Origin of the sequence: Paenibacillus sedimenti (assembly GCF_014534655.1) — a bacterium.
Taxonomy (GTDB): Bacteria; Bacillota; Bacilli; order Paenibacillales; family NBRC-103111; genus Paenibacillus_E; species Paenibacillus_E sedimenti.
On the sequence record NZ_JACVVD010000001.1, the window covers coordinates 824,755 to 838,392 of the forward strand.

Annotated in this window: 14 protein-coding genes; 13 read left to right on the forward strand and 1 reads right to left on the reverse strand. The window is 46.8% G+C overall.

Translation table 11 applies throughout. The annotated features are described in order from the left end of the window. Window positions 1-8: 8 nt before the first annotated feature. Window positions 9-1,931 (reverse strand): FAD-dependent oxidoreductase, encoded by a 1,923-nt coding sequence (locus ICC18_RS03010; protein ID WP_188172884.1) that lies wholly within the window; start codon window positions 1,929-1,931, stop codon window positions 9-11. Between the two features lie 195 nt (window positions 1,932-2,126). Here ICC18_RS03010 and rsgA point away from each other — a divergent pair, with 195 nt between their 5' ends. From rsgA to ICC18_RS03075, 13 genes are all read left to right on the forward strand, one after another. Beyond that, complete coding sequence (gene rsgA, locus ICC18_RS03015) at window positions 2,127-3,188, forward strand: ribosome small subunit-dependent GTPase A (RefSeq protein WP_223192266.1); 1,062 nt, start codon at window positions 2,127-2,129, stop codon at window positions 3,186-3,188. Window positions 3,189-3,286: 98 nt separating this feature from the next. Further along, the gene (locus ICC18_RS03020; RefSeq protein WP_188172885.1) at window positions 3,287-3,589 is read left to right on the forward strand and encodes a hypothetical protein; all 303 of its coding nucleotides are present in this window, start codon (window positions 3,287-3,289) and stop codon (window positions 3,587-3,589) included. A gap of 189 nt (window positions 3,590-3,778) precedes the next feature. Further along, window positions 3,779-5,242 (forward strand): methyl-accepting chemotaxis protein, encoded by a 1,464-nt coding sequence (locus ICC18_RS03025; protein ID WP_188172886.1) that lies wholly within the window; start codon window positions 3,779-3,781, stop codon window positions 5,240-5,242. A 97-nt stretch (window positions 5,243-5,339) separates the two neighbouring features. Continuing rightward, the gene (locus ICC18_RS03030; protein ID WP_188172887.1) at window positions 5,340-5,690 is read left to right on the forward strand and encodes a histidine triad nucleotide-binding protein; all 351 of its coding nucleotides are present in this window, start codon (window positions 5,340-5,342) and stop codon (window positions 5,688-5,690) included. A 113-nt stretch (window positions 5,691-5,803) separates the two neighbouring features. Beyond that, window positions 5,804-5,977 (forward strand): 30S ribosomal protein S21, encoded by a 174-nt coding sequence (gene rpsU / locus ICC18_RS03035; protein WP_010491812.1) that lies wholly within the window; start codon window positions 5,804-5,806, stop codon window positions 5,975-5,977. Window positions 5,978-5,985: 8 nt separating this feature from the next. Then, window positions 5,986-6,429, forward strand: a complete 444-nt coding sequence (locus ICC18_RS03040; protein ID WP_188172888.1) for a GatB/YqeY domain-containing protein — start codon at window positions 5,986-5,988, stop codon at window positions 6,427-6,429. Window positions 6,430-6,570: 141 nt separating this feature from the next. Beyond that, window positions 6,571-7,248, forward strand: a complete 678-nt coding sequence (locus ICC18_RS03045; protein ID WP_188172889.1) for an NfeD family protein — start codon at window positions 6,571-6,573, stop codon at window positions 7,246-7,248. Further along, on the forward strand, window positions 7,245-8,234 hold the full coding sequence (gene floA / locus ICC18_RS03050) for a flotillin-like protein FloA (RefSeq protein WP_188172890.1): 990 nt from the start codon (window positions 7,245-7,247) through the stop codon (window positions 8,232-8,234). Before ICC18_RS03045 ends, floA begins: the two co-directional genes overlap by 4 nt. A gap of 18 nt (window positions 8,235-8,252) precedes the next feature. Then, complete coding sequence (locus tag ICC18_RS03055) at window positions 8,253-8,732, forward strand: YqfB family membrane protein (protein WP_188172891.1); 480 nt, start codon at window positions 8,253-8,255, stop codon at window positions 8,730-8,732. Between the two features lie 156 nt (window positions 8,733-8,888). Then, a complete protein-coding gene (yqfC, locus tag ICC18_RS03060) occupies window positions 8,889-9,167 on the forward strand; it encodes a sporulation protein YqfC (protein WP_188172892.1) in 279 nt (92 codons plus the stop codon). A gap of 36 nt (window positions 9,168-9,203) precedes the next feature. Beyond that, complete coding sequence (gene yqfD, locus ICC18_RS03065) at window positions 9,204-10,397, forward strand: sporulation protein YqfD (RefSeq protein ID WP_188172893.1); 1,194 nt, start codon at window positions 9,204-9,206, stop codon at window positions 10,395-10,397. A gap of 6 nt (window positions 10,398-10,403) precedes the next feature. After that, window positions 10,404-11,369 (forward strand): PhoH family protein, encoded by a 966-nt coding sequence (locus ICC18_RS03070; protein ID WP_188172894.1) that lies wholly within the window; start codon window positions 10,404-10,406, stop codon window positions 11,367-11,369. A 40-nt stretch (window positions 11,370-11,409) separates the two neighbouring features. Next, window positions 11,410-13,638 carry an HD family phosphohydrolase gene (locus ICC18_RS03075; protein ID WP_188173212.1) on the forward strand — a complete coding sequence of 743 codons (2,229 nt, stop codon included), beginning with the start codon at window positions 11,410-11,412 and terminating at the stop codon, window positions 13,636-13,638.

Here is a 13,638-nt window from a genome sequence, read left to right on the forward strand (position 1 = left end):
TTCTTTTTTTATGCGTGTTGTAGTGCCTGTTGAACTTCCTCTACGATCGATAATGCAGCAATACGTGCACTGGAGAATGCTCGTTCAGCCAATTCGCCTTTTCCCGTACAGCCGTCTCCGCAGAAGTAGAACGGCACATTTTCTATGCGCGTTGGCAATAAGTTGTTGGTTGCGATGTTTTTTACACTGGAAACCATCGCTTTTTTCGATACCCGTTTCACAGCTGTCACATCGCGCCAGCCTGGATAGTGCTTGTCAAACAGGGCTTCCATTTGCACGGTTTTCCGTTCCAAGTATGCTTTGCGTTCTTCTTCGTTGTCAAAGTTGTCGCTCAGATAGGCGATACCTTGCAGCAATTGCCCGCCTTCAGGAACAAGCGTGTGATCCGTTGCGGATACGTCGCTGATAAACAGCTTGTTGTCCATATCGCTGATGTAGCTGAACGGTCTGGCAACAACGTTGCTGAGTCCGATATCATAGACCATGACTTCCGTAGCCGTATTGGATTCGTAAGGGGCTAGGAAAGGCTCCCACGCCGTACCTTTGAGCAGCTTCACGACTTGTTGAACCGGCATGGCGAAGATGACTTTGTCAAATGCCATTTCACGGTTTTTCGTTTGAAGGATGAACTTCCGGTCCGAGTAACGAAGACTGTCTACGCCTTCTTGAAGCGCGATTTCCCAGCGGCCGCTTAAAGTCATTTTTTGCTTCAGCTGATTCGTAATGACGGCCCAGCTGCCCAAAACATAATTCACCGGCTTGCTGGAAAGGAACAGATTGTGATAGTACTCGCTGATGACGGCGCCGGATACTTTACGGGCATCTTCAGGGGCGATGAAGAAGTTGGAGCAAACGAGATGCTCCCATAATTCTTTTACATCCTCGTCAGCATCGGATTCGGCTAAGTAATCCGCTAAGGTCGCGTAATTTTTAAGGTTATGAATATTTGCGATAATGGCGGCAATTTCACCGACGAATCGAACTTTTTGAACGGTATTGAGCAGATCGGTTCTTAGCAGGTTGATTGCATCGAGCGGAGCCGGCGTGAGCTGATTGTTCTTGGCATAAACAACCTTGCGCTTATCCACTTGCTTGGAGCTGAAAGAAAGTCCCAGTTCTTTTTCCATGGAGGTCAATGTGTGCCGGTCGATGCCATACACCGCGTGTGCGCCGTAATTAAGCGTGAAGCCGACTTTTTCGTACGTAAAAGCGCGTCCGCCCAATTGCGGACTGCGTTCAAACAAGATGCCTTCAACATGTGGATTTTCGGATAAATAAGCGGCAGCGGTTAATCCGGCGAGGCCACCGCCAATAATTGCTACTTTCATTTTGTTTTCCTCCTTGGAGACTGGTTCTACCTGCAGCGACGCATTTGGCTCTTCGGATCGAAGGCCTGCCCATAGCCAGGCTAAGTTGTTTTTCATCATGGAGAGTAAATCGGCATTGTCTTCGCTGCACCATTTCAGTATGGTGCCTGCGTACATACATACTAGCAGTTCGATTTTTTTAGGCTCCGGCAGCCAATGCAGCAAGCTTTCCGAGAGTATGCGCAGCTGATGCTGTTCTTCCGCCTTCACTGTATCGTTTTGCAGCGAAAGTGCTTGTAAACTTCGAATCAGACGCGGGTACGGTCCAATATTGGACGCTAAGTCTAAAAACAAGCGGTTAATGTGGCCTTCAAGGGACTGCACCTTGGAAGGAGGTTGTTTTACCCAGTCTTGAATGAATTCGATTTGCTTGCTGTAAATCGCTGAAATGATGGCATCCTTGCTTTTGAAATAATGATAAAAGGTTCCTTTTGATGTACCTGTCGATGCGATAATATCGTCAACAGACACGTTTTCGTAGCCTCTTTCCATAAACATGGTCAAAGCCGCTTCCATCATGACATCCCGCTTTTTGCGGGTGGAGGCTCTCATGAACTGACTCATCGGATCACTCCGTTTCAACGATCGGTATACTTTTATTATATGCTTAATTAGACCGTCAGTCTATAAGGGAATTGACCATTGTTAACGTAATGCTGCGGTGGAGAAAAAATCGTTAATAATGATTGTTTCCCGTGTGATTTCTAAGCCGTCGGACTATACTTGTATTAGATTTGCATGAGAGGATGAATCGGGCGATTGAGTAGAGATGATTTGGGATGGAGTCCCTTTTTTGAAAAAGCTTTCGAACCTTATAAACAAGAAGGATATCAAGCAGGCCGCGTCTCTTTGGAGCATAAGCATATGTATCGCGTACAAACGGAATCAGGTGAAGCGTTGGCGGAAGTTTCCGGGAAAATGCGCCATAACGCACTTCGGCGTGAGGATTATCCGGCTGTAGGCGATTGGGTGGTTATCACCGTTCGCGAAGATGAGCAGAGAGCGACAATCCACGCTGTGCTGCCGCGCAAAAGTAAGTTTTCCCGCAAAGTAGCAGGTCAAGTCACAGAAGAGCAGATTGTCGCCACCAATGTAGACACGGTATTTTTAGTCACAGCGCTTAATCTGGATTTTAATGTGAGAAGAATCGAACGTTACCTTGTACTGGCTTGGGAAAGCGGCGCTAATCCGGTAATCGTACTAAGCAAAGCTGATTTGTGCGATGATCCGGAGGCGAAAGCCGCGGAAGTGGAAGCGGTGGCTGTCGGCGTGCCGATTCACATCATTAGCTCGGCGGAAAATCGGGGGCTGGCCGATCTTGCTGCTTATGTTTCAGCCGGGCAAACAGTAGCTCTCCTAGGCTCATCGGGTGTAGGAAAGTCCACGCTCGTCAATCGTATTTATGGCGAGGAGATTTTGGAAACCGGGGATATCCGTTCCGGGGACGATAAAGGAAAACATACGACCACGCATCGGGAGTTGATCGCTCTTCCTGGCGGAGGGATCTTGATCGATACACCGGGCATGCGGGAGCTCCAGTTGTGGGATGCGTCCGAGGGCTTGAGTACGTCTTTTCAAGATATTGAAGAGCTGGGAGCGAGCTGTTTCTTTCAGGATTGCAAGCACGAGAATGAGCCTAAATGCGCTGTGAAGCAGGCACTAACTGACGGGACTCTGGCACATGAGCGCTTTCAAAATTATTTAAAGCTGCAGAAAGAGCTCGCTTTTTTGGCGCGCAAAGAAGATAAAGGGCTGCAAGCGGCGGAAAAAGCCAAGTGGAAGAAAATTCATCAAGCTGCCAAAAAGCAGCATAACCGTTAGATTTTGATTCTCAACAAAAGATAAGCCTATTTCTAAAACTCCTAGTAGCCATTTGCCCATAGCTGAATATGCTGTTGGTAAAAAGGAGGCTGGAGCCTATGCATAAAAAGGAAGCTTATTCTCTTTGTAAAAGTCACATGTACAGATATGTTAGCGTGACTACGGTGGATGGCACGATGTACGACGGAATAGTTGAGAATGTGGATGATGATCATTTATACCTTGCTGTGCCGATTGGCGGGCAAGAAATGGAGCAAATGAGGGCGTTTGCGCCATTTGGTTACCCATATCCATATTATCCATATCCGTATCCGGGTTATTATTTCCCACGGCGGAGATTTGCCAGACAAGTGCTGCCATTGGCAACTTTGTTAGCTTTATCGCTGTTGCCTTATTACTAAAGAAGAGCTGATCATTAAATGTGACGTCACGAAATTCATTTTCGTGGCGTTTTTTGTTTTATGTTACGTTGGTGTCACAGTATTTGTCGAGAGCGTCGATTTTTAGGAAAATTTGTACTTTTATAGGCCTTTCGATATAATTGTGTTAGATTATATAACATAACTAATTACGTAGAGGAGGTGTTTGTTGTGAGGATTCTTCCATTTCAGTCTTCTAGGCAACAAACAACAGAGATGCTATCTCGTCTTGCGGCCGGTGATTTGACGATTGTACGAACAAAACCATCACCCAAGAAACAGACTTTCGCAAATATGATCTTCAAAACAGTACATAGTTTGAATTCCCTGATTCGCATAGTAGACCGTTCCTCCCGTCAGCTTCATGAAAAGGTCGAAATCATTCGGGATTCTTCGGATTCTGTTTCGCTTCAAGTTGAAGGAGTCACGAATACGATACGAGAGATGACAATTGGCATTCAAGATTCGGCAGAGCATATTCAGTATGCTTCTGCACAGGTTAATGGTATCCAATCCGCTCTCGAGCATATTCGCAAAGACAACAATAATGTCGTTGCAGCATCTGCCGAATTGTCAGTTGAAATCGCTCACGGCAAACAAGAGATCTCAGCTGCCGCCGAACACATTAGAGGAATGACTTTAGAAAGCGAACAGCTTCATCTGGAAATGGATCAATTGCATCATGCATTGGCCAAAATAGCCGAAATTACCCATATCGTTGAAGAGGTATCTGGTCAAACTCAGTTATTGGCGCTCAATGCTAATATCGAAGCAGCCAGAGCTGGTGAACATGGCAGAGGATTTGCAATTGTCGCCCAGGAGATTTCCAAATTAGCCGTCCAGTCTAAGCTGGCAACCGCAAATATCGGAGAGCAACTTCAAAGAGTCTCGGATTCGGCAAATACGTTGGCCGCTTCTGTATCTAATATGAAAGAAGCCGCGGATAACGGCGTACAAATCATGGATAAGGGTGCCCACCGATACAGTCGAGTTGAATCATTCTTATCCGAATTGTGCGGCAGCATTGAATCTGTTGATCAGTCTTTGAAACTGGTAACTGGCAGCACAAGTACAATTTCGGAAGCCGTACAGCATACAGCAGCTATGTTTGAACAGATTGCAGCCGGCAGTGAAGAGGTGTTGGCCTCTGCAGAAGTACAGCAGCGCAGTATTACAACGATGTCCGACAATATTCGCGGAGCGAGACGTAACAGTTTATCGTTACGTTCAGCCGTTTCCCAGTTTAAGCTTCCGGAATCGAATATTATCCATCCGATAAAATCTAGTATTGATGCCTGGATTGAAGGGGCTATCGGTATTCGAGCGGTTATGGTTTCGATGATTGAGTCTCGGGACACAGAGCGAATCCAGAGTTGGTTCGAGGAAAAAAATGTGCTGGAATCGGAGCTCTCCACATGTTTCAAACAACTGAACGATTTAGCTCAAAAATCCGAAGACCGGCTATTCTTGCAAAACTTAGAGCAAGCCTGGCAATCTTTTCACGAGGTTAAAGAACAAAATGCAAAATGGATGTTGAGCGGAAATTATGAAGAAGCTCGCAGTTCCCTTATAAATCAAGGCAGGGCTCGGTTTAAGATGGCCGTCGATCTTGCGCAAGAATGGTTTGATAGCTGAAGCATTTGCAACTGTATCCGGAAATGGATTTTTTCTTTTCTTTCCGATAAGATTAGAATAGCCACATTCGATATAAGTTAAAGGAGCGTTCGAAAAGATGAGTGACTGTATTTTTTGTAAAATTGTTGCAGGAGAACTCCCTTCCAAAAAAGTCTACGAAGACGAGCAAGTCTTGGCGTTTCACGACATTCAACCCGCGGCTCCGATTCATGTATTGATTATTCCCAAAAAGCATTTTGCTTCATTGGACGCGGCAGCTGACGAAGACTGGACGGTTATCGGACAAGTACAAAAAGCGGCCCAACAAGTCGCAAGGGAATTGGGAGTCTCTGAAACCGGATATCGGGTGATTACGAACTGTGGAACTAATGCGGGACAAATTGTACATCACCTCCATTATCATCTGATGGGAGGGGCTAAATTAGCTCCGTTAGGGGTCGCCAACTAAGGTGATCATTGCCTAGGAAAGGTTACGCATTGACACCCTAATTGCTATCACATATAATGAGATTTGATGAACCGCTTTGTCTTGGACGGTCTGTTCGGAGGGAGGGAAAACTGGTGTCAGAAACTCGAGTTCGCAAGAACGAAACTATAGATGCTGCACTTCGTCGCTTTAAGCGTTCCATCGCTAAGGATGGCGTTCTAGCAGAGGTTAAAAAACGCAAACATTATGAGAAGCCTAGCGTTAAGCGTAAGAAGAAGTCAGAGGCTGCTCGTAAGAGAAAGTTCTAGGAGGCAACATGAGCTTAAGCGAACGATTGAACGAAGATATGAAGCAAGCGATGAAGAGTCAGGACAAGTTCAAACTCTCTGTAATCCGTATGGTTCGTTCTACTATCAAGAATTCGGAGATAGATCTGAAAAGAACCTTAGACGACAATGAAGTGCTTGACGTTCTTACTCGTGAGATCAAACAGCGTAAGGATTCCCTCCAAGAATTTGAAAAAGCCGGCAGAGACGATCTGGCCGACAACCTGAAGGCAGAACTTGTTATTCTAGCTGAGTACATGCCGCAACAGCTTTCTGAGGAAGAAGTGAAAGCCATTGTACAGCAGACCATCCAGCAAGTTGGTGCTTCTTCCAAAGCGGATATGGGCAAAGTGATGACTGCATTAATGCCACAGGTAAAGGGACGCGCTGATGGTAAACTTATCAATCAGTTGGTCCAACAACAATTAGGTTAAACCAAATATGTTCGGCAAGACCGGAGGGATGCTATCCTTCCGGTTTTTTGTTTTTTCAGTTTACGAAACAGTTTGTGTTGTAAAACGTACATATTATTGATAGGTGCGTGAAGGAAGTATAAGGAAAGGGAGTGAAGGGTTATGCTTGCGGAACAATTGTCTGCTTTTCTGACTCATCCGGTTACTGCAACTGTGTTGTTGATTGTCGGAATTGTGGGGATTGCACTTGAACTGCTTTTTTTTAGCAGCGGATTGCTGGCCGCAGCGGGGATTGCCGGCTTCGCACTTTATTTTTTAGGTTTTTATTTGGCCGGGTTCGCCGGTTTTGGTGATTTGGCTGTGTTTGGTATCGGTATCTTGCTATTAATTTTGGAACTTGTCGTCCCGAGTTTTGGCATTCTCAGCGTCCTGGGGGCAATTTGTCTATTCGGCGGAGTCATGATGGCCTCGTCAGATCCTAAGGAAGCCGCAATCATGCTTGGCGTAGCGTTGTTAGTAGCTATTATTGCAGTAGCCTTCGCCATCAAGCACTTTAAGCATCGCGGCGTATGGAATCGCTTTATATTGAGGGAGCAGTTAACGGCGGATAAAGGCTTCATATCCCATCCCGATCGGAGCTTTCTAGTCGGCAAAACCGGAGAAGCGATAACGCCGCTTCGCCCCGCAGGGACGGCACTATTAGACGGAGAGCGCGTTGATGTGGTAACAGACGGCAGCTTTATCCCGACTGGCAGGGCGGTTATCGTTGTACAGGTAGAAGGAACGCGTATCGTCGTTAGGGAATACAATCAAACAGATACCAAGGAGGCAATGAAATGACCTTAGACCCAAGCTTGTATATGCTGCTTCTTGCAGCCATTATTATTATTGCGCTAGCGGTGCTGCTTAGTGTAGTGCCTGTGATGCTGTGGATTTCGGCGCTCGCTTCAGGCGTGCGTATCAGCATCATCACTTTAATCGCGATGCGTCTGCGCCGCGTTATTCCAAGCCGGATCGTCAACCCTTTGATTAAGGCGACAAAAGCCGGCATTGAACTAAGCATCAATCAACTTGAGAGCCATTTTCTGGCAGGCGGTAACGTGGACCGCGTCGTCAATGCATTAATTGCGGCTCATCGCGCCAACATTCATTTGGAGTTTGAACGAGCAGCGGCGATCGACCTCGCAGGTCGTGATGTGCTTCTTGCCGTTCAAATGAGCGTAAACCCACGCGTTATTGAAACGCCAATCGTATCTGCCGTAGCGAAAAACGGAATTGAAGTGAAAGTTATCGCGAGGGTTACGGTACGGGCGAACATCGATCGCTTGGTCGGGGGTGCAGGGGAAGAAACGATCATCGCCCGCGTCGGTGAAGGGATTGTTACAACAGTCGGATCCAGCGATTCCCACAAGGATGTTTTGGAGAACCCTGACATGATTTCCCGAACTGTTCTGGGTAAAGGACTGGATGCAGGGACCGCGTTCGAAATCTTATCCATCGATATTGCCGATGTCGATGTAGGCAAGAACATTGGCGCACATCTGCAAACTGAGCAAGCTGAGGCGGATAAGCGTATTGCCCAGGCAAAAGCCGAGGAACGACGTGCGATGGCGGTTGCAGCCGAGCAGGAGATGAAGGCTCGGGTTGTCGAAATGCGCGCAAAAGTTGTCGAATCCGAGTCGCAGGTACCGCTGGCGATGGCGGAAGCACTGCGCAGCGGCCAGTTAGGTGTCATGGACTACATGAATCTCAAAAATATTGATGCAGATACGCAAATGCGTTCTTCTCTCGGCAAAATGAATGACGGCAAGAATGAGAAGGAATAGCAGGAAGGAAGTGCCGGAGTGGAACAATGGATCGAGTTTGCATTCAAGCATTGGTACTTGGTCATAATAGCGCTAACCTTCTTCTATCAAGTCAGAAAGAAGTGGATGGATGCATCTTCGAAAGGAAGCGACAAGAGGCGAACGATTCATGGTATGCCTTCATTCGATGGCAAACTAAGCAGCCCTTCAAAGCCTCACGGAGCGCCTCGAAGCTCAGAAGGTCATACATCTGCAACCAAGCAGCCAAAACGCCAGCAGAACGAATATGGGAGGTCTGAAGCTGCCAGAACTTCAACGCTCTCTCCTGAGCGTAAGGAATCGCCTTTTCATTCACCCGCGTCGGCATTAAACGCGTTTGCTGAATCAACTGCTGACAATCAACCCGGCCATAGCCCTGAACTGCTTTCCGTACAACCGACGCAGCAGCAGCTTATGCAAGGCATCGTATGGGCAGAAATCCTTGGCCCCCCTAGGTCAAAGAAGCCGTATCGCCGATAAATAATAGTTCCGAGCTAACACCCCCTCTGACTACTATCAGACGGGGTGTTTTTTCTTGGAGCACATAAATCACGGATTTACAGCATAATTTGGTAAAAAGTCTATGCGCGCTCCTGCCGCCATGATCATCTAGTTTAGAGGGGGTACTGCCCAGCTATGCGTCGCTTGACCCGCAAATGGAACCAGTTCACGGCTAAAATCCTCGATCTTCCCCAGGATGTGGTGCAGGATTTGCCGCGCATTACGATGATCGGCAACGTACAGCTTTATGTGGAGAATCACCGGGGCGTGCTTCACTTCTCCAGCGAGATTTTGAAGCTCGAATTAACGAAAGGGAAGCTAGAAGTGTACGGAAAGCAGCTGGTCATTCGCGCGATTTTATCAGAGGAAGTATTCATCGAAGGTTTGATTGATGATGTAAAGTACATCCCATAGATGCGCGCTTGATAGTTATGAACAGGAGGCTGTACCATGAAGCAATCAATTTTCATTGCCCGTCTGCGAGGGTATGTTCGCATACAGCTAAAAGGTAAGGGCGCCCAAGGCATCATTAATCCCATGATGGAGAGCGGCTTCTCCATATGGGATATTAAGCCGACGGAAGAGAATAAGCTGGAGTTATATATCTTGATCAAGGACTTCTTCAGGCTGCGACCGCTTTTGAAACGGACAGGCTGTCGCGTACATGTCCTGACGCGTCATGGGCTTCCTTTTTTTATGGACAGACTGGGCAGACGCAAGCTGTTCCTTGGCGGTATAGCCGCTTTCATCGTTGCTTTGTACGTGCTGACATCCCTTGTTTGGCAGGTTAGTGTGGAAGGGAATGAGCGCATTAGGAAAGACGAGATCTTGCAAGCAGCCGCTAAACAAGGAATACATACGTTCCAATGGAAATTTAGGCTAAAAAAAACCGAGGAGCTTTCGCGCGAAATTCAGGGAATGTTGCCGAATGCCGCATGGGTTGGTGTCGAAATTCGCGGGACGCATCTTATAATTAAAGTTGTAGAAGCGACGATTCCGGATAGAGGACCGCTTATGAACCCCAGGCATCTGGTTGCTTCGAAAAACGCGCTTGTTACGGAAATTCAATCGGTGAAAGGCAGACCGATGGTGAAGCCGAATACGTATGTCCGCAAAGGGGACGTGCTCATTTCCGGGATTATCGGTAATGATGCGAATAATCAGGTTGTCGTAGCGAATGGAAAAGTGAAAGGGATTGTCTGGTATACCTCCAAAATCGAAGTGCTGTTAACGAAAAGCTATAAAGTATATACAGGAGAAACGACCAATCGCAATTATCTCATTTTCGGGACGAGGGCACTGAAAGTCAGCGGCTATGGCAAACACAAATATGCTCAGTTCGAAACGATTCCCGAACGCAAAACGCTGCAATGGCGTTCTATTACACTGCCAATAGGGTGGCTTCATGAGAAAGTCATGGAGGTTAATTATATCGAGGAGCCTGTTGAAGCAGAGAATGCCAAGAAGAGCGGTTTAGAGCAAGCGAGAGCCGATTTACTCACTTCCGCTGGACCGGATTCGCGGATCGCCGGCGAAAAAATTTTGCATGAAAAAACAGAGAGTGGTAAAGTTTATATGGAAGTGCATTTTGAAGTGGAAGAAAATATAGCTGTAGAACAGCCAATTGTGACACGAGGAGAATGAGGCCTGTTGGTAGAAAACGCACAATCCGTGAAATTGACTTTGAAAAATCCTGCTGAAGGACTAGCTTTGTTCGGACCGCAGGATAAGTTCCTGCACTTGATCGAACGCGAAATTGAAGCGCAAATCTTTACTCGAGAAGAGGAAATAACGATACAAGGAGCTGCTGGCGAAGTGAACTCACTTCAGCAGCTTTTTGAGGTTTTGCTGCAGCTCATTCGTAATAACTACACATTGACAGAGCGCGATGTGTTGTACGCAGTGGAGCTTGCCAAACAAATGAAAGCGGACCAGCTGCTTGACCTGTTCAAAGGCGAGATTACTACGACCCATCGGGGTAAACCGATTCGGGTCAAAACAATCGGCCAACGGCAGTATGTATCGACGATCAAAAAGAAAGACATTGTCTTCGGTATTGGGCCTGCAGGCACGGGTAAAACCTATCTGGCCGTCGTTCTTGCCGTAACCAAGCTTAAAGAGGGTGCCGTCAAACGGATTGTTTTGACGCGTCCGGCTGTTGAAGCCGGCGAAAGTCTCGGATTCCTTCCCGGGGATCTGCAGGAAAAAGTTGACCCTTATTTGCGCCCATTGTATGATGCTCTTAATGATGTATTAGGTCCCGAGCAGGTGGCCAAGTCGCTCGAGCGCGGGCTTATTGAGATCGCCCCTCTCGCTTACATGCGCGGCAGAACGCTGGATGACTCTTTCATCATTCTGGATGAAGCGCAAAATACAACGCCGGAGCAAATGAAAATGTTTTTGACGCGCCTTGGCTTCGGTTCCAAAATGGTTATTACCGGAGACGTGACGCAAATCGATCTGCCTCGCGGCAAGTCGTCAGGACTCGTTGAAGCGAATCGGATTCTCCGCAATATCGAGGAGATTGGTTTTATTTATTTTGATGAGCAGGATGTTGTCCGTCATTCGCTTGTACAGAAGATCATCATAGCCTATAACGAAGAAAAGGATAAGTGAACAAGCTTGGTTGATATGTAGAGAGGAATGACCTTCCGTGATGAAGAATGAAGTGCAAGTAAAAGGCAAATTTCATTACCGGCTGATCGGATGGAAATACAGCATTTGGGTGCGTTTGCTGTTGTTTCTCCTGCTGGCGCTCATCTTTTATATGTCTCTTTATGTTAAGCTCGTCCCGCAAGTATATGATATTCAACTAGGCGCTGTCAGCGAGAAAACGATCTACGCACCAAGGCAAATCGAGAATGCTGTAGCTACCGAGCAAGCCAAAGAAGATGCGGCCAAACGCGTCCAACCTGTATATCGGGTTGTTAATCTGAAGAATGATGCGTTAATTGATGCTATTTATGATAAATTATTACAAATCAATGTTGACGAAGAAGTGAAATTCGACGATAAGGTCAGCATTTATCGCCGAGTCATTCCACAGCTCATCAGCGAGCTGGAAAATCAGTCGGTTAAAACGCTGCGTAACAGCGGCCAGTACAACGATTCATTGTTGGAACAGATACAACAGGGGCTGGCTGAACAACAGTATCAGCTCCCTGAGGAAGCATTCTTCAAACTTCCCCGTTTGACAAAAGAAGATTTAACCGCCATGCTGCCGGTTACAAAGGATATTGTATCAAAACTGATGAACGATCAGATTCTTGATGCACAGACGGCGCGTGCGAAAGTGGCGGAGCTGGTTAACACATCCAACCTGACGAAGAATACGTCAAGGGAATTGGTGACAGAGATTGTTCGAGCGGTTATTACACCGAATAAATTTTTCGATCAAAAAGGTACCGACGATGCAAGAGGACAAGCCCGGGAAAGTGTAAAGCCTGTCTATATTAACAAGAATGATGTCCTTGTGAACGTCGGTGATGTCATCACCGAGGAGATTTACGCAAGGCTGGATAATCTGGAGCTGCTCAAGGACAAAGCGAATCATTTGCCGCAGCTGGGCCTTGCGATATTAGCTGCCCTTTTATCTTTTGTTGTCTTTATGTTTGTGAGACAAAGCACATTACCGATTACATACAATAATTCGCAACTTGTGATGCTTATCCTTATTTTTCTGATAAACGTTGCAGGTATGAAAATCATTTCGCTTGGTCAGAACATGGATTACCCGTATATCGGGTACCTGGCTCCTATGGCTCTAGGAAGCATCCTTATCACGATTTTGCTGGACGCACCGCTTGCTTTCATCTCATCGGTCTTATTTTCCTTAATGGCAAGCATTATTTTCAACACGGAGCATATGCTTCTTTTTGATTTTCGATACGGATTAGTAAGTTTGGTTATTTGTTTCGTTGCTGTATTCACGATTCAAAGGGCAAGCCAACGAGCGACCATATTGAAAGCCGGTTTGATGATCTCGTTCTTCTCGATGCTGACGATCACGGCCATGATGCTGATGGAGGATCAATTCTCCCAAAAAGAAGCGATTATGTCGCTCTCCTTTGCGGCTGCCGGCGGCCTGCTCACAGTCGTATTCGTCATCGGTTTGCTGCCCTTCTTTGAAGTTGCATTCGGTATCTTGTCGCCTCTAAAACTTGTGGAGCTGTCAAACCCTAATCATCCGCTGCTGCGTAAGTTGCTCACGGAGACACCAGGCACTTATCATCACAGTGTGATGGTTGGTAACCTGTCAGAAGCTGCGGCGGAGTCGATCGGGGCGGACGGCCTGTTGTGTCGAGTCGGATCGTACTACCACGATATCGGAAAAACGAAACGTCCAAGTTACTTCATTGAAAATCAAACGAACATCGAGAATCCGCATGATCGCATCGATCCGAACTTGAGTAAATCAATCATCGTTGCCCATCCGCGCGATGGGGTTGAAATGTTGAAGGATTTTAAGATGCCGAAGCCGATTAGGGATATTGCCGAACAGCATCATGGTACGACCCTGCTGCACTTTTTTTATCATAAAGCAGTGAAACAGGCAGAGGAGGAGGGCGCGGACAACGGAATTCGTGAAGAGGATTTCCGCTATCCGGGTCCGAAAGCGCAGTCCAAGGAAGCGGCTATTGTCGGTATTGCAGATAGTGTAGAAGCTGCCGTTCGTTCTCTTCGAAATCCGACGCTGGAGCAGATTGACTCGATGGTCCACAAAATCATTAAATCGCGCCTGGACGACGGTCAGTTCAATGAATGTGATCTCACGTTGAAAGAACTGGACACGATTGCCAAAACGTTGAACGAAACTCTATTAGGTATTTTTCATTCAAGGATTGAGTATCCAAGTGAACTGGCTTCCAAGAAGACGGGCACTTAA